General features: G+C 71.5%; 13 protein-coding genes. 6 read left to right on the forward strand and 7 right to left on the reverse strand.

The annotated features are described in order from the left end of the window. Nucleotides 1-38: 38 nt before the first annotated feature. Nucleotides 39-1,568, reverse strand: coding sequence for an APC family permease (locus ACH4U8_RS12550; RefSeq protein WP_395777432.1), 1,530 nt, complete (start codon nt 1,566-1,568; stop codon nt 39-41). Between the two features lie 468 nt (nt 1,569-2,036). Further along, nucleotides 2,037-2,915, reverse strand: a complete 879-nt coding sequence (locus ACH4U8_RS12555; RefSeq protein ID WP_395777434.1) for an alpha/beta fold hydrolase — start codon at nt 2,913-2,915, stop codon at nt 2,037-2,039. A gap of 113 nt (nt 2,916-3,028) precedes the next feature. Here ACH4U8_RS12555 and ACH4U8_RS12560 point away from each other — a divergent pair, with 113 nt between their 5' ends. Further along, nucleotides 3,029-4,966 (forward strand): BTAD domain-containing putative transcriptional regulator, encoded by a 1,938-nt coding sequence (locus ACH4U8_RS12560; protein ID WP_395777436.1) that lies wholly within the window; start codon nt 3,029-3,031, stop codon nt 4,964-4,966. Between the two features lie 49 nt (nt 4,967-5,015). On the opposite strand, the gene ACH4U8_RS12565 is transcribed toward ACH4U8_RS12560, so the two are convergent. Further along, nucleotides 5,016-6,044, reverse strand: coding sequence for an alpha/beta hydrolase-fold protein (locus tag ACH4U8_RS12565; RefSeq protein WP_360307114.1), 1,029 nt, complete (start codon nt 6,042-6,044; stop codon nt 5,016-5,018). A gap of 189 nt (nt 6,045-6,233) precedes the next feature. On the opposite strand from ACH4U8_RS12565, the gene ACH4U8_RS12570 reads away from it, so the two are divergent. Next, the gene (locus ACH4U8_RS12570) at nt 6,234-6,665 is read left to right on the forward strand and encodes a MarR family winged helix-turn-helix transcriptional regulator (RefSeq protein ID WP_395777438.1); all 432 of its coding nucleotides are present in this window, start codon (nt 6,234-6,236) and stop codon (nt 6,663-6,665) included. Between the two features lie 174 nt (nt 6,666-6,839). Continuing rightward, nucleotides 6,840-7,256: a hypothetical protein gene (locus ACH4U8_RS12575; protein WP_395777440.1), complete on the forward strand. Its 417-nt coding sequence runs from the start codon at nt 6,840-6,842 to the stop codon at nt 7,254-7,256. A 308-nt stretch (nt 7,257-7,564) separates the two neighbouring features. Here ACH4U8_RS12575 and ACH4U8_RS12580 read toward each other — a convergent pair whose 3' ends face one another. Both ACH4U8_RS12580 and ACH4U8_RS12585 read right to left on the reverse strand, forming a co-directional pair. Beyond that, nucleotides 7,565-8,068 (reverse strand): GNAT family N-acetyltransferase, encoded by a 504-nt coding sequence (locus ACH4U8_RS12580; protein WP_395777442.1) that lies wholly within the window; start codon nt 8,066-8,068, stop codon nt 7,565-7,567. Between the two features lie 5 nt (nt 8,069-8,073). Beyond that, nucleotides 8,074-9,480: a DHA2 family efflux MFS transporter permease subunit gene (locus tag ACH4U8_RS12585; RefSeq protein WP_395777444.1), complete on the reverse strand. Its 1,407-nt coding sequence runs from the start codon at nt 9,478-9,480 to the stop codon at nt 8,074-8,076. A gap of 161 nt (nt 9,481-9,641) precedes the next feature. Between ACH4U8_RS12585 and ACH4U8_RS12590 the strand changes: the two genes are divergently transcribed. Continuing rightward, nucleotides 9,642-10,157 carry a helix-turn-helix domain-containing protein gene (locus ACH4U8_RS12590; protein ID WP_360307129.1) on the forward strand — a complete coding sequence of 172 codons (516 nt, stop codon included), beginning with the start codon at nt 9,642-9,644 and terminating at the stop codon, nt 10,155-10,157. A gap of 132 nt (nt 10,158-10,289) precedes the next feature. Here the strand turns inward: ACH4U8_RS12590 and ACH4U8_RS12595 are convergent, their stop codons facing one another. Then, complete coding sequence (locus tag ACH4U8_RS12595; protein WP_395777446.1) at nt 10,290-10,784, reverse strand: ricin-type beta-trefoil lectin domain protein; 495 nt, start codon at nt 10,782-10,784, stop codon at nt 10,290-10,292. 234 nt (nt 10,785-11,018) lie between these two features. Between ACH4U8_RS12595 and ACH4U8_RS12600 the strand changes: the two genes are divergently transcribed. Then, nucleotides 11,019-11,729 (forward strand): FadR/GntR family transcriptional regulator, encoded by a 711-nt coding sequence (locus ACH4U8_RS12600; protein WP_395777448.1) that lies wholly within the window; start codon nt 11,019-11,021, stop codon nt 11,727-11,729. Next, nucleotides 11,726-12,967 carry a CynX/NimT family MFS transporter gene (locus tag ACH4U8_RS12605; protein ID WP_395777450.1) on the forward strand — a complete coding sequence of 414 codons (1,242 nt, stop codon included), beginning with the start codon at nt 11,726-11,728 and terminating at the stop codon, nt 12,965-12,967. The genes ACH4U8_RS12600 and ACH4U8_RS12605 overlap by 4 nt, the downstream gene beginning before the upstream one ends. 145 nt (nt 12,968-13,112) lie before the next feature. Here the strand turns inward: ACH4U8_RS12605 and ACH4U8_RS12610 are convergent, their stop codons facing one another. After that, on the reverse strand, nt 13,113-14,492 hold the full coding sequence (locus tag ACH4U8_RS12610) for a pyridoxal phosphate-dependent aminotransferase (protein WP_395777452.1): 1,380 nt from the start codon (nt 14,490-14,492) through the stop codon (nt 13,113-13,115). Between the last annotated feature and the right edge of the window lie 361 nt (nt 14,493-14,853).

A 14,853-nucleotide genomic window follows, 5' to 3' on the forward strand; every position in this document is an offset into this window, starting at 1 on the left:
AGTACGTACGGCCCGGGGGCCGGTGGGACGGGCGGGGCTCAGCGTTCGGCTGCGTCGTCCAGGATGATGCGGCCCATCTGCTCGTAGCGTTCCGGGCGTCGGTGCTTCATGTAGAGGGCGAGGGCGATGCCGGCGAGGAAGAAGCCGCCGACGATGTAGGGGATCAGTTCGAAGAGCAGGGTGTCCGCCGCCGCGCCGGCCGCGGTGTCCATGTTGTAGACGAGCAGTCCGACCACCACGCCCATCGCGAGGCCGCCGGCGATCGGCGCGGTGAGGGTGTTGAACCAGTGTTTGGTTTCCGGGTGTCTGTGCTGCACGTGGAAGTAGCCGACGACGGAGAAGGAGCACAACGTCTGGACGATCAGGATCGCCATCGTGCCCAGCAGCGCGAGCAGGCCGTAGAGGTGCACCGACGGGTCCATGTCCGCGACGATGAACGCCGCCACGAGGATGATCGCGATGACGGACTGGACGAAGGACGCGATGTACGGCGAACCGTGCCTGGGGTGCGTCCGGCCGAGCGCGGGATGGATGAAGCCCTCACGGCCGATCGCGTAGAGGTAGCGCGAGGCACATTGGTGGAAGGCCATCGCACAGGCGAAGGAGCCGGTGACGACCAGCCATTGGAAGATCTTGACCGAGGTGTCGCCGAAGTGCTCGCCCAGCGGCGCGAAGAACAGCGTGCCCTTCGAAGCCGCATCGGCCAGACCGGACTTGCCGGCCGCGGAGACCATCATCCAGGACACGAAGATGTAGAACAGGCCGACGCCGACCACCGAGATCAGGGTGGCACGGGGAACCACCTTCTTCGGGTCGCGGGATTCCTCCCCGTACATCGCCGTCGACTCGAAGCCGACCCAGGACCAGAAGGCGAAGAACAGCCCGAGTCCGGCCGCGCCCATGCTGCCGTTGACCCCGTCGAACGCCTTGAGCGGGTTGACCGCCTCGCCGATGATCCCGTCCGGGCCGCCGCCGGTGAACAGCACCGCGAAGGAGACGACGGCGAGCACCGCGATCTCCAGGACGAGCGCGACGCCGAGGAACTTGGCCGTGAGGTGTATGTCGAAGAACGCCATCGCCGCGATGACCACGAGCCCGAACATCGCGTAGTAGCCCCAATGCAGGTCGAGCCCCCATTGGTCGCTCGCGAGCTGCTTGAACGAAGCGGCGAAGAAGCCGATGATCGAGGCTTCGAAGACGACGTACGCCAGGACCGCGAGCAGGCCCGACGCCATGCCCGCGACGCGCCCCAGGCCGTGCGAGATGAAGCCGTAGAACGCCCCGGCCGCCGTGATGTGCTTGGCCATCGCGACGTAACCGACGGAGAAGACGGTCAGTACGAGGGTGGCGAAGAGGTAGGCGGCGGGGGCGCCGATGCCGTTGCCCGAGCCGGCGATGATCGGCAGGTTGCCGGTCATCGCGGTGATGGGGGCGGCGGTGGCGACCGCCATGAAGACGACGCCCAGCAGGCCGACGGAGTTCGCCTTGAGCCGGTCGACCTGTTCGCCGGGAACCGGGACCGCCGCGTCGACCTCGGCGCTGTCGAGGGGCTGTTGCTGGGTGGACATCCCACCTCCGTGAAGGGTGTGGCCGCGAACGGCACAACACGTGTAACGGACGCCTGTTCCCCGGTTTCCTGGTGATCAGGGTGCAATCCGACGGGCCGTCAGCTTCCCGTCGAAGCGGAACACCCCGCAACCGGCAATGCGTCAGAAGAAGACCCAAGGCATCGACACTGTGACCGTTGCCACGGCCGACCGAAGACCCGGGTGTCGACCCCCTGTTCCCCCACATGTCCACTCGTCCGGGCGAACGACGATGCGTCCATCCGGTTGTAAGGGTGCCCCGGTTCCGGACGGAAACCCGCGGCCACCCTCGGGCACACCGGCGGGCCGATTCGGCGACCGTCGCGCCGCATCGCGGCGGTCCACCGAGCGCGGCCGGCAGGAACGGCCCACGCACGTCCCGATCGGCCGCCTCACCCCGCACCGGGCACCCGACGTCCTTTGACGCACCCCCGGCCGACCTCCGGAAACTCAGCGGGCCAGCAGATCCCGGATCGCCGCGGTGATCTCGTCGGGGGCCTCCTCGGCCATGAAGTGGCCCGCCCGGGTCAGGCGGTGGTCCAGGTCCGGGGCCCAGGCTCGCCACAGCCCGGCCGCGTCGTAGGCCAGTCGGGCGCCCCAGTCCTGCTGGACGACCGTCACCGGCATGGCCAGTTGCGACCCGGCGTCCAGGTCCGCCCGGTCGTGCGTGACGTCGATGCCGGCCGAGGCCCGGAAGTCCGCGACGATCGACGGCACCGCCGCGGCGCTCGCCCGCAGGTACTCGGCGCGCACCTTCGCCGGCATGGCGGTCGGGTCGTCCGCCCAGGCGTCGAGGAACGAGCCGTGGAAGGCGTCCGCACTGCCCGCGATCATCGTCTCCGGCAGGCCCGGCGGCTGCGCCATGAGGAAGAGGTGGTAGCCGACCGCCGCCGGGACGCCGCGCAGGACGTTCCACATGTCGAGCGTCGGCACGATGTCGAGGATGCCCAGGTGCGTGACGGTCTCCGGGTGGTCCAACCCCGCCCGGAAGGCGACCAGCGCGCCCCGGTCGTGGCCGACCAGGGCAAAGCGCTCGTGGCCGAGTGCGGCCGCCAGGGACACCACGTCCGCGGCCATGGTGCGCTTGGCGTACACCTCGGGGTCGTCGGCCGCCGGCTTGTCGCTCGCGCCGTAGCCCCGCAGGTCGGGGCAGATCACCGTGTGCTCGTCGGCGAGCCGCTCGGCGACGTGTCGCCACATCAGGTGGGTCTGCGGGAAACCGTGCAACAACACGACCGGGCTGCCACTGCCGCCGACGGCGACGGCCGACCGCACCCCGTTGGCACCGGGCAGGCGCAGGAGATCGAAGCCGGGAATGGTGAGCGTCATGAAAGGCCATCCGTTCGGGTTGGGGGGAGCGACCGGATCAGCCTGTACGACGTCGATCAGCAGTCGATCAGTACGGCTGGCCTCGGTCGACCGCCGGCACCGAGGATGAGGGCATGCGAATCGACGTGCTCGGTGCCGTGCGAGCCCTCCGCGACGACGGCAGCCCGGTCGACCTGGGGGGACCACGGCACCGCGAGGTACTCGCCCGGCTCGTCGCCGCCGAGGGACGCATGGTCGCCACCGACACCCTCGTCGACGACCTGTGGACCGATCCGCCGGCCCGCGCCGTGGGTGCCTTGCGTACCTTCGTCGCCGCGCTGCGCCGCGCCCTCGAACCCGACCGGCCGCCCCGCGACCCGCCGCGCGTACTGGTCACCGAAGGTCCCGGCTACGCGCTGCGCCTGCCCCGCGAGGACGTGGACGCCCATCGGTTCCAGGACACCCTGGCCCGCGCCCGACGCGACCCCGACGCGGTGACCGAGCTCGGCGCGGCACTCGCGGACTGGCGCGGGCCCGCCTACGCCGACGTGCCCGGCTCCGCGTGGGCGCAGCGCGAGCGGACCCGGCTGGAGGAGCTGAGGTTGGCGGGGGTGGAACTGCGCGCCCGGATCCTCCTCGACTCCGGGCAGGGAGCCGACCTCGTCGCCGAACTGGGTGCCCACGTCGCCGAACACCCGTGGCGCGAGCCGGCCTGGGGGCTGCTTGCCCGCGCGCTGGACCGCGCGGGGCGCCGGGCCGACGCGCTGGCCACCCTGCGCCGCGCCCGCGCGATGCTCGTCGAGCAACTCGGGCTCGACCCCGGCGCGGACCTGCGGCGGCTGGAGACGGACATCCTCACCGGGGCCGTGTCCCGCGAGGGCGCACCGGACGGGTGGACCGGTCCCGGTGTCCGGCTCGGCCCGCGCACCACCGTGGATCTGGCCCGTACCCTCGCCCTGGCCGGCGGCGACGCCCTCGTGCACTCGCGGCGCGACCGCCTCGCGGCCATCCGGGCGGCGGAACGCACGGGAGACCTCGCGCTGACCGCCCGGGTCATCGGCGCCTACGACGTGCCCGCCATCTGGACCCGCGCCGACGACCCCGAGCAGTCCCGCGCCGTCGTCGCGGCCGCCGAGCGCACGCTCACCGCGCTCGGCCCCGACGGCCCCGCCGACCTGATCGCCCGACTCCTGGCCACGGTCGCCGTGGAGAGCCGCAGTGCCGAGTTGTCCGCGCCCGAACTGCAGCGCGCGCGGCAGGCGGCCCGGCAGGCCGAGGCGTCGGCAAGGGACCTGGCCGATCCCGCGCTGTTGGCGTTCGCTCTCGACGGGGTGTTCCTACAGTCCTTCACCCGCCCCGGGCTCGCGGCGGTACGAGACCGGATCGGCGTCGAGATCCTGGACCTGGCCACCCGGCACGAGTTGCCGAACTTCGCCGTACTCGGCCGACTCGTCCGCCTGCAATCGGCCTCGTCCCTCGGCGACCTCGACGCTGCGACCGCGCACGCCGAGGCCGCCGAACGGCTCGCCGCCGGCACCGAGGCGCCCCTCGTCCTCGTCCTCACCGCGTGGTTCCGGGCCCGGGTCACGGCCGCCCGCAGCACCGAACCCGGCGGACCGAGCGCCGCCACGGCCGCGGCGCACTACCGCGCCGCCGAGGACGCCCTGCGGACGGCCGGCATGCCGGGGCTGCACCGCGGCCTGTTCCCGCTCGCCCTCCTGGGGCTGCGCCTGCTGCACGATCGACCCGCGCCCACCGACCCGCACCTGGACTGGGGTCCGTACCGCCCCTGGGCCCAACCCCTGGTACTGCTCGCCCGGGACCGGTGCGAGCAGGCCCGGGCCGCCCTGGCCGCGCTGCCCGAACCCCCGGGTGACCACCTGCAGGAGGCGCTGTGGTGCCTGACCGCCCGCGCCGCCGTACGCCTGGGCGAACGCCGCATCGCCGCGCACGCCGCGACCGTCCTGCACGATGCCCGTGCGGAACACGCGGGCGCCGCCTCCGGCATGCTGACCCTGGGCCCGGTGGCGCGCTACCTGGCGGAGGCGCAGGCATGCGCCGGAGGTGGGTAATCGGCGGGGGTACGTGCTGCCGGGACGGGGCCCGCTCCGGCCCGGGAGGTCACGGTCGGTCGGCGATGCGGTGCGCCAACCAGGCGAGGGCGGGCGGCATCCGGTATTCGACGGCGTGGTGGCCGCCCTCGAACAACTCGAAGTGCACGACGTCGTCCGGCACTTCGACTGCGGCCAGCGCATCGCGGAAGGCGAGTGCGCCCAGGTCGAGGAACCACTCGTCGTGGGTGCCGGCGTCGATCCGGATGCCGCGCTGGGAGCGGAGGGCGTCGGCGTGCGCGCCGGCCATCCGGACCGGATCCCAGGCCAGCCAGCGCCGCCACTCGTGCTCGCGCAGCGCCCCGGTGCGGGGATCGAACGGCAGGGTGGGGGAGCCGTCGGGGCCCGGGGAGAAGCAGGCGGAGACGCCGAGGATCTCCAGGAGGTTCAGGTCCTCCGGCTTGGTGAAGGCGACCCGCGAGCGGAAGTCGTCCCACCAGCGGAGGATGTCGCCGTCGTAGGCCCGCAGTTGGCGGGCCGCCATGAGGAAGTGCGGCTGGTACTGGGCCTCGGACAGCGAGTCGCCGGAGTGGGTGGCGAAGGCGCCGAACAGATCCGGGCGGAGCATCGAGGTGATCGCGGCACCGAGTCCGCCGCTGGACTTGCCCGCGATGGCTCGGTGGTCGCGCGAGGGGAGCGTGCGGTAGTGGGCGTCGACGTACGGCACGATCTCCTCGCACAGGTAGGAGTGGTAGCGGCCGGTGCCGGGTGAGTCGATGAACTGGCTGCCTCCGTACCTGGTCCAGGCGTCCACGAAGACCAGCAGCATCCCGGGTGCCTGGCCGCGGGCGAAGATCTCGTCGGCGAGTTCGGGGACCGGCTTGCGAAAGGCCGTGCGGTTGCCCCAGACCGGGAGCGTTCCCGCGTAGCCGAGCAGCAGATACGTGACGGGGTAGCGGCGTCGGGGCGCGTCGTCGTACCCGGGTGGGGTGTAGACCCACAGCGGGCGTCGGGTCGGGTCGTCGAGGGGATTGCCGTGTAGCAGCGCGCTGTCGACGACGTGTTCGTCGATGCGGCCGGCGAGGGTGAAGTTCGACATGCTCCGGGACAGTACTATGATTTCAAAATATTTGAATCCATAGTTTCCGGAAGATGGGGTGACGCCGTGACAGCACGGCATTCGGCGGCGGAATCGGCCCGGCCAGGGGACTCGATCGATCGGCACATCGCCCGCTGGGGGCACGAAGTCCCGGGCCTGGAGCCGGACTTGGAAGGTGCCGTCACCCGCATGCAGAAGCTCGTATCGCATCTGCGGCACCGAAAGGAGGCGGCGCTGGCGCGGCACGGCCTGAAGCTGTGGGAGTACGAGATCCTGTGGCGCCTGCGCTCGGCGGGGCGGCCCTACCGAATGGCACCCACCCGCCTCGCCCAGGGACTCGGCGTGCATCCCGCGACCCTCACCCACCGCCTCGACCGCATGCAGGCGGCGGGCCTGATCACCCGTGAGCACACGACGGAGGATCGCCGCAGCCTGCTCGTCGGCCTCACCCCCCGAGGGGCACAGACCTGGGCGGCGGTGATCGACGACCAGCGGGAGGCCGAGGCCGCCTTGCTCGCCCCCCTGGCCAAGGAGGAACTGGGCCACTTGGCCGCCCTCCTGCGCACCGTGGCCCTCGCCATCGAGGAACACGGCCCACCACTCATGCCGGACGTCGACTGACCCCGACCGAAACACGCCGAAGGCGTCGGCGGAGCCGGAGTGGGCGTTCGTACCCGATCGTCGTCGTGCCTGGTCAGAGACGCCTCGGTGTGGTCCTTGTCGGCGCGGGGCGGTACGTTCCGTACGCCTGAACGGGGGCGTAGGACGGACCCATCGTCGAGAGGTGCCGGAGCCGTGTCCAGCTGGTTGACGTTGGTGAAGATCGAGCCTGCGCTGCTCGGCGAACTGCGGGAACGTGCCGATCCGGTGGGCGAGTTGCTCGGCACGCGCGGGCGGGGCGGGGACGGTGACGCGCACGGTGAGGACTACCGCTCCCTGTGCGGTGTTGCCGAGGGCCGGGCCGAGGTCGAGGAGGGGACGGCCGACTGGACGGCGGTGTATCCGGCCCTGGCCCGGGCGGTCGGCGACGGGGGCGGCGCCGGTGAGGTGCTCGACCCGGGAGACGGGACCGCCTTCCTCCTGACCCCGGAGGAGGTCGCGCGCGTTGCCGCCGGGCTCGCCGACGAAGGCTGGATCCGCTTTCTCGACATCGCCCTCTTCTATGTTGCGGCCGCCGCCGAAGGCCGAGCCGTTTTCGGACAGGTGAACTAGGCGGCCGGCCGCGGCGGCTCGCGGGCGCGTTCGCCGGTCGCGCGCCGGGAACCGGGCCAGGGCCTGCGCGGGTGCCTCCAGGCCGGCGAAGGCCACACCGCCTACCTGAACATCGCCGCCGTACCCACCCGCACCGCGCTCGTCTTCGTGGCCACGGTCCGGGAACGACCCGCAGCCGCTCGACCGCGTCCTCCTCGGTGCGGCCCGGGCCGTTGTGCGCCACAAGCACCCGGCCACGCCCGCCCCGGCGGTGCGGGCGGTCGGCTCACCGTCGCCGGCCGGGCGTCGGTTGTTCGGCCGTGTGTCGTTCAGGTCGGGGCGTCCGGCAGGTGCATGACGTAGTGCCACTGTCCGTCCTGAAGTCCCGTGTACCGCAGGTTCGCAAACGCCGCGCGCAGTGCCTTGCGTGCGGCCTGGTTCCCGACCCGGATCTGGGCGTGCAGCACCCGCACCTCGGCTGCCCGGGCCAACGACGCGACTTCCTTGACCAGTCGGGGGCCGAGGCCGCTTCCCTGGTATCGGTCGAAGACCAGGGCGGCGAGGTCGGCCTCGTGCGGGTCGCCGTTCAGGCCGTACTCGGCCCAGCCCACGATGCGGCCGCCGCGCTCGGCCACGTACGCGTTCCAGGTGTTCTGCGCCCGGCCTTCGGTGATTCGGGCCAGGTACCAGTCGGGGATGCCGGCGCCGGGTACGCCGAACCGTCGGGCGAGTGCGTCGGGTGAGATGTCGGCGGCGGCCCGGCCGAGTCCGTCGATGTCGTCCGGGTGCCAGGAGCGCAGGTGCACGGTGTCGGGGGCAACCACGGCGGTCATGGTGATCAGCTCCGGGTGCGGCGGGTGATGCCGAGGGCGGCGACGGCGGATCCGGCGGCGGTGGCGGCGATGAACCACCAGGCGTGCCGGAAGGTGGGCGCCGGATCCGGTGCGCTGCCGGCCGTGCCGAGGACGGCGACCAGGATGGCGACGCCGAGGACGTAGCCGAGTTGGCGGCTGGTGTTGACCACCGCGCTGCCGGTGGCGGCCTGGGCGCCGGGCAGTTCGGTGGTGGCCCGGGAGAGCATGACGGGCATGGCCAGGCCGATGCCGACGCCGATGACGAGCCAGCCCGGCAGGATCTGCGTCGCGTACCGGGGATCGGCGGACGCACTCGCGGCCAGCAACACGGCACCGCCGGCGAACAGCAGGTTCCCCGCCGCCACCAGGGCTCCGGCTCCGACGCGGGTGGCCAGGTGCCGCCCGACGATCGCGAACAGCGGCACCATCAGCGGACCCGGCGCGATGGCCAGGCCGGTGACCAGGGTGGAGTAGCCGGCGGGACCCTCCAGCCACAACACCACGGACGGGAAGACCGCGCCGAAGGCGGTGCAGAAGGTCAGGACCGTGATGTTCGCCCAGACGAACTCCGGTGTCCGGAACAGGGCCGGGTCCACGACCGGTGCCGGGTGACGCAGTATTCGCACGACGAACACCGCGATACCGACGGCGGCGACGGCGAAGGTGGCGAGGGTCGCCGTTCCGGTCCACGCCCACTCCTGGCCCTTGACCAGGCCCAGCGAGAGCGCGCCGAAGGCGACGACCAGCGCCGCCGTGCCGAGCGGGTCCGGCATCCGCACGGCCGAGGCGTCCCGCAGGTCGGGGAGCAACCGGCGGGCCACCACGAACGCCGCCACGCCGACCGGGATGTTGATCAGGAACACCCAGCGCCAGGACAACTCCACCAGGCCGCCGCCGACCACCGGGCCGACCGCTGCGGCGAACGAGCTGGTGGTGGCCCAGATCCGGACCGCCCCGGCCCGCCGCGTTTCGGGCAGCGTGGTGAGCAGCAGCCCGAGGCCGGCCGGGGTGAGCACGGCCGCGCCGATCGCCTGTATCCCGCGGAAGAACACCAGCCACCACAACTGGGGCGCCAGCGAACAGGCGGCGCTCGCAGCGGTGAACAAGGCCAGTCCGGCGAGGAACGCCGGTTTGCGGCCGTACCGGTCGGCCAGGCGCCCGGCCGGGATCAGCAGCGCCGCGTAGACGATGGCATAGGCGTTGAGGACCCAGCTCAGATCCGCGAGCCGCACGCCGAAATCGGCGCCGATGTCGGTGAAGGCGACGTTGACCACGAACACGTCGAGCATCGCGACGAATGCCGCGGCGCACACGACGAACGTGATCGCCGACGGTCCGACCGGGTCCTGCCGTCGCACGCCCTCGGTGGCTGGTGTGGTCTGCGCGGCCATGGGAGTCCCCCTGCGATCCATGCGAGCTACCGGATATCCGTCGAAGACAGCGCTCCGCCGGCTGCTCCGTCGGAGCGAGAGGCAGAGCTGACTATCCGCGAGTATAGGTAGGTACGGTCTGGCTATACAAGGAGCAAGCCAAAGCGGGTACGATGGGCGGCATGCCGGTTGTCATGGAGGGCGCGCTTGCCGACCTCGGCGCGTGGAAGACCGACCACTGCTCACTGGTCAAGGCGCTGGAGGTGGTCGGAACCCGCTCCGCGCTGCTGATCCTGCGTGAAGCCTGCTACGGCACGACCCGGTTCAGCGGCTTCGCCGGCCGCATCGGCATCACCGACCGAGCCGCCGCCCAGCAGTTGCGCCGTCTGACCGAGGCCGGCCTGCTCGCCAAGCGTCCCTACCGGGAGGACGGCGGCCGCACCCGCGACGAGTACGTGCTCACCGAGATGGGCAGCGACCTGTTCCCGGTGATCGTGGCCCTGATGCAGTGGGGCGACAAGCACCTACAGGACGGCCCCGCGCCCCTGCACTACGTCGACCACGAAACCGGCGCCCCGCTCCACGTCGAACTCCGCACCGAAACCGGCGACACGCTCGAACTGGAACAGGTCGGCGTCCGGAAGAACCCCGCCTGGCACGCACCGAACCGAACGCCGCAACCGAACTCGCCTTCCTGACCGCCGCCGCCCCCGGCGTCGGACGTCTCGGCCGGTCACGATCGGCGGCGCCGCGCGAGCGGGAAGGTGCGCTCCTTCTCGGTGCGGCGGTCGGGCCTTGTGGGGCGGTCGGGGCGGGAGTTTGCGGGGCGATCAGGACAGGAGCCAGGCCTGCTTCTGCAATCCCGCGCACTGGTCGAGGTGGACGATGCCCGTGGAGGCGTCGTAAGTCAGGCACTTGGACTGGGCGTAGCCGGGGCGGATGGTGGCGTTCTTCAGGCCGGTGCCCGAGATGAGCCAGGCCTGGGGCTGCCGTCCGTTGCAGGACGCGATCTGCACGACCCCGGTCTGGGGGTTTCCGGTGAGGCAGTTGCCCTGGGCGTAGCCCATCTTGACCGTGGCGTTGGCGCTGCCGGTGGCCGACACCAGCCACGCCTGGGTCTGCACCCCCTTGCAGGGTGCGACCGTCACATTGCCCGACCCGGCATTCGCGGTCAGGCAATTCGTCGTCGCGTAGCCGGGCTTGACGGTTTCGTTCCGGTCGCCGACGTCGGCCCGGGCCGCACCGGCGCCGGCCGTCACGGCCAACGTGGCGGCCAATACGGCCGATCCGGTGGCCCGCCCGACCGCGTGGATGCGTCGCCGCATGAGGTTCCTCCAGTGTGTGAACCCGGGGCCGCGATCGCGGCCCCGAATAGCCAACCACACGGTTGAGTCGCGAAGTCGCCGATCACGCCGAAGTTCACCCCTTTCGCCCACCCCTGCGCCGCCCGTGTGCCGACTCGGCTCGATGGCTCCATGCGGGCCGGTCGTGCGGGGCGTTGCCCGTGGCTGCATATGTGCGATGTTCAAATGTCTGACCTTTGTATGTATGCTGTTTGCATGAAACGCATCAGCACACCGCGTAGGTCGGCAAGCCTGTCCGCGCAGCTCGTGGACAGCCTTCGCGCGCACATCGAGGCCGGGGGATGGCCCGTGGGCACGCGGATCCCGCCGGAGCAGGCCCTGGTCGAGGAGCTCGGGGTCGGCCGCAGCACGTTGCGCGAGGCGCTCGGTGCGCTGGTGCATCTGGGGCTGCTGGAGGCCCGGATCGGCGATGGCACCTACGTCCGCTCGTCGAGTGAGCTCCAGTCGGTCATGGTGCGGCGAGCCGGTGCCGCGCAGCGGGACAACGTGCTCGAACTGCGTACCGTCCTGGAGGAGTACGCCTCGGGCGCCGCCGCCCTGCGTCGCAGCGAGGAGCAACTGCACCAACTGCGCGAGCTGTTGGCCGACGCCGACGCGGCCTGCGCGGGCGAGGACATGGCCGCGGCCGGGAGCGTCGACGCGTTGTTCCACCGGGCCGTCGTCCGGGCGAGCGGAAACGACCTCCTGATCGAGGTGTACGACTACCTCGGTACGGCTCTCGCCACCTCGCTGGGGGGCCTGCCCTGGGACGCCACCGGCGCCGAGGAGCACGCCGACCTGCACCGGCGGCTCGTCGACGCGATCGAGGCCCGGGACGAGAGCGGTGCCCGCGACGCGGCGGGTGCGATCGTCCGGCTCACCCGCGACCACGAGGCCCGGGCGGCACGACCCGCGGAGGGACGGTGAGCGCACAGCCGTCGTCGATATCCGACCCGCCCGCCGCCTCGACCCCGCCGGCCGTCGACCACACCCGATCCGTCGTGTCGATCGGGCTCCTGTTCGCGATCTGCCTCGTGGCGGCGAACCTGCGTACCACCCTCACCGGCGTCGGCACGCTGTTGCCCGCGATCGAGCACGGCAGCGGTCTGACGGCGAGCTGGGGCGGACTGCTGAGCACCCTCCCGCTGCTGACGTTCGCCGCGACGTCGCCCCTGGTGGCCCGGGCCTCCCATCGCTTCGGCACCGCCCGCCTGCTGGTGGCCGCCCTCGCGGTGCTGGCCGTCGGGACCGTGATCCGGTCGCTGCCCTCCGTGATCTGCCTGTTCGCCGGGACCGTGATCCTGTCCGCCGCCATCGCGTTCGGCAACGTGCTGCTGCCCGCGCTGATCAGGCGGAGCGTGCCGGCACACCGCATCCAGGGCGTCAGCGCTCTCTACGTCACCGTCATGGGCGTCACCGCCGCGGTCTCCTCCGGTGTCTCCGCACCGCTTTCGCACACCCTGCCGGGCTCGTGGCACACCGCTCTCGCGTGGGGTATCGCCTTCACCGTCGCGGCGTTGCCGGTCTGGCTGCCCCGGATGCGGGGCGACCGGCCGCAGACCTCCGGCGGCGTCACCCGCAGCCCGGTTCCCTGGCGGTCGCGACTGGCGTGGCAGGTCAGCATGTTCATGGGCCTGCAATCCCTGGCCTTCTACACCGCCGTCGCCTGGCTGCCCAGCATGCTGATCGACCACGGCACGAGCAGCACCACGGCCGGATGGATGCTCTTCTACTACCAAGTGATCGCCCTGACCGCCGGCAGCCTCCTGCCCCTGCTCACCCGGGGCCGGCACGACCAACGATGGTTCGCGGCCGGGGCCTCGCTCCTGATGGCCGCCGGCTTCGTCGTACTGCTGTTCGCCCCCGCACTGTCCGTCGTGGCGTGCACGCTGCTCGGCCTGGGCGGCGGCGTGTGCCTCGTGCTCGCGCTGACCTTCCAGAGCCAACGGGCCGGCAGTGCCGGCGAAGCCGCCGCGTTGGCGGGCATGGCACAGTCCATCGGCTACCTGGTGGCGGCGGCCGGCCCCCTCCTCCTCGGCATCCTGCACGACGCCACGGACAGTTGGACCCTTCCGCTCGCGGTCCTGGTCGTCCTCGGCCTGCTCATGGCCGGTGCCGGATACGGCGCGGGACGCGACCGCCAGGTACGGCCCGCCGCCGGCTGACGAGTGTGTGCACCACCGGGACCGTTCCCCGCGCCGGAGCCGCAATGTTTCGGCGCCGGCGCGGGTCGACCGGCCTGCCGTCGGGACACGGGAGACCGCCCTGCTGCGGGTGTCGTCCCGCCGTTCGTGGGGGTTTCGTCGGAGTTCAGAGCTTCCGCAGGGAGGTCGCCATGTTGGTGATCGCCTCGCCGACCCGCTCCATCGTGTCGGCGGTGTAGCACAGCCGGAAGTAGCCGGGCGAAGGACAGTGCATCTCGCCGCCGGGAAGGAGCAGGACCCTGGCGTCCGTTCGCAGGAACGCTTCCAGGAGCGCTTCGCGTCGGTCGATCTCGTGGTTGATCAGGACCAGGTCCTTGGGGAACTTGGCGCTGTCCAGGTAGGCGCTCAGGTCGAGAAGGAAGAACTGGGTCGCGTTGCGCGAGACTTCGCTCATGCCGACATAGGGGATTCCCGCCTCGCGGAGTCGGTGGGCCGCGTCGTCGTGGGCGGTTTTCAGTCGTGCCGTGTAGTCCTTCATCAGTGTCGTGGGGAACTCGCTCGGCCGGTCGGTGGTGCCGAACAGTTCGCGCACGTACGCGCACTTGAGCGAGTCGAGGGGGCCGAACCAGGACAGCGACTTCCACGTCTCGTCGCCCTGCATGACCCTGCGTACGTCGTTCGACTTGGAGACCAGGAAGCCGATCCGGAACCCGGACAGTCCGAAGTCCTTGGTCAGCCCGTACACGAGGTGGATGCGGTCGGGGGCGGTGGCGTAGGCGTCCAGGGACAGGACACTGGTGAACGCGTCCTTGCCGGTGCTCTGGGCGTGCGAGTAGATCTCGTCGGAGACGATGTGCATCTGGCGGTCGAGCGCCCAGCGACAGATGTCCTCCAACAGTTGCCTGTCGTAGTTGACGCCCAGTGGGTTGTGCGGGTTGGTGAGTACCAACAGCTTGGGCTTGGGGTCCGGGGCGGCGTCGTAGGCACGGTCCAACGCGGCGACGGTCAGGGTGAGTCGGTCGGCACCGTCCAGGCGCGCGGGCACGCATCGGAGCCCGGGTCGCTGTTCGAAACACCACAGGAAGCCGGGCCAGAAGGGCGCCGGCAGCAGCACGCGGTCGCCCGGGGTCAGTACGCCGCCGTGGATCAGCGCGAAGGCCAGCGACTCCAGTGCCCCCGACCCTCCGGCGGTGGCGTACACGTCGTACTCGGGGTCGATGCCGGCCGAGAACCTCTTCCGGAGGAATGCCGTGATCGGGCCGAGCAGTTCCGGCACCCCGTACGGGGGCGACGCGTATTCGGCGTCCGCCTCGGTCAGGACCACCTTGGCGAAGACGTTGTCGCGGAGCAGGTCGAACAACAGGACGTTGTTCGCGATGCCGAGGTTGAAAACGTCCTCGGTGGCGATCCGGGCGTAGGCGACCAGGCGTTCCTCGGGGTCGGTGATCCGGCGCAATCGCTCCACCGCCACGGCGTGTTCGACGCCGGCGACGAGCGCGGCGTCCGCGTCCTGCCCGGTGGTCGTGCGTGCGGAGGTCGTCGTCATGTCGGACTCCTTGTGGTTGCGGCGGATCGGGGGCTTCCGGCGCGAGGTCGCCGGGTCCTCGGGCCTTTCGACCGTGCGTCCGCCGGACGCCGGTCGGCCAATCCGGACAGCCACTCGGACCATGAAACCAACTCGTTGTGATGGCGTTCGCCGGGTGCGGCGACGCCTTCGGTGCGGCGCCGACTCGAATGGACCAACCAATTGGTTCGAGTGTCCCGCCGCAGACCCCGATGAGGGGGCGGCCACGGTGGGCGAGGGGAGTGCGATCTGTCGGATGTCGACGCCCCGGCCGGGGTTCGCCCGGGGCGACGCGATTCGCCGATCGGCGGGAGGGAATCCAAACAACCGTACCGTCGTCCTT

The organism is Embleya sp. NPDC020886 (genome assembly GCF_044333915.1).
Lineage (GTDB): Bacteria > Actinomycetota > Actinomycetes > Streptomycetales > Streptomycetaceae > Embleya.

What these genes read in the sequence shown, in the direction of transcription:
- ACH4U8_RS12550 (WP_395777432.1), bottom strand. Translation starts at nt 1,568, where the DNA reads ATGTCCACCCAGCAACAGCCCCTCGACAGCGCCGAGGTCGACGCGGCG.
- ACH4U8_RS12555 (WP_395777434.1), bottom strand. Translation starts at nt 2,915, where the DNA reads ATGACGCTCACCATTCCCGGCTTCGATCTCCTGCGCCTGCCCGGTGCC.
- ACH4U8_RS12560 (WP_395777436.1), top strand. Translation starts at nt 3,029, where the DNA reads ATGCGAATCGACGTGCTCGGTGCCGTGCGAGCCCTCCGCGACGACGGC.
- ACH4U8_RS12565 (WP_360307114.1), bottom strand. Translation starts at nt 6,044, where the DNA reads ATGTCGAACTTCACCCTCGCCGGCCGCATCGACGAACACGTCGTCGAC.
- ACH4U8_RS12570 (WP_395777438.1), top strand. Translation starts at nt 6,234, where the DNA reads ATGCAGAAGCTCGTATCGCATCTGCGGCACCGAAAGGAGGCGGCGCTG.
- ACH4U8_RS12580 (WP_395777442.1), bottom strand. Translation starts at nt 8,068, where the DNA reads ATGACCGCCGTGGTTGCCCCCGACACCGTGCACCTGCGCTCCTGGCAC.
- ACH4U8_RS12585 (WP_395777444.1), bottom strand. Translation starts at nt 9,480, where the DNA reads ATGGCCGCGCAGACCACACCAGCCACCGAGGGCGTGCGACGGCAGGAC.
- ACH4U8_RS12590 (WP_360307129.1), top strand. Translation starts at nt 9,642, where the DNA reads ATGCCGGTTGTCATGGAGGGCGCGCTTGCCGACCTCGGCGCGTGGAAG.
- ACH4U8_RS12595 (WP_395777446.1), bottom strand. Translation starts at nt 10,784, where the DNA reads ATGCGGCGACGCATCCACGCGGTCGGGCGGGCCACCGGATCGGCCGTA.
- ACH4U8_RS12600 (WP_395777448.1), top strand. Translation starts at nt 11,019, where the DNA reads ATGAAACGCATCAGCACACCGCGTAGGTCGGCAAGCCTGTCCGCGCAG.
- ACH4U8_RS12610 (WP_395777452.1), bottom strand. Translation starts at nt 14,492, where the DNA reads ATGACGACGACCTCCGCACGCACGACCACCGGGCAGGACGCGGACGCC.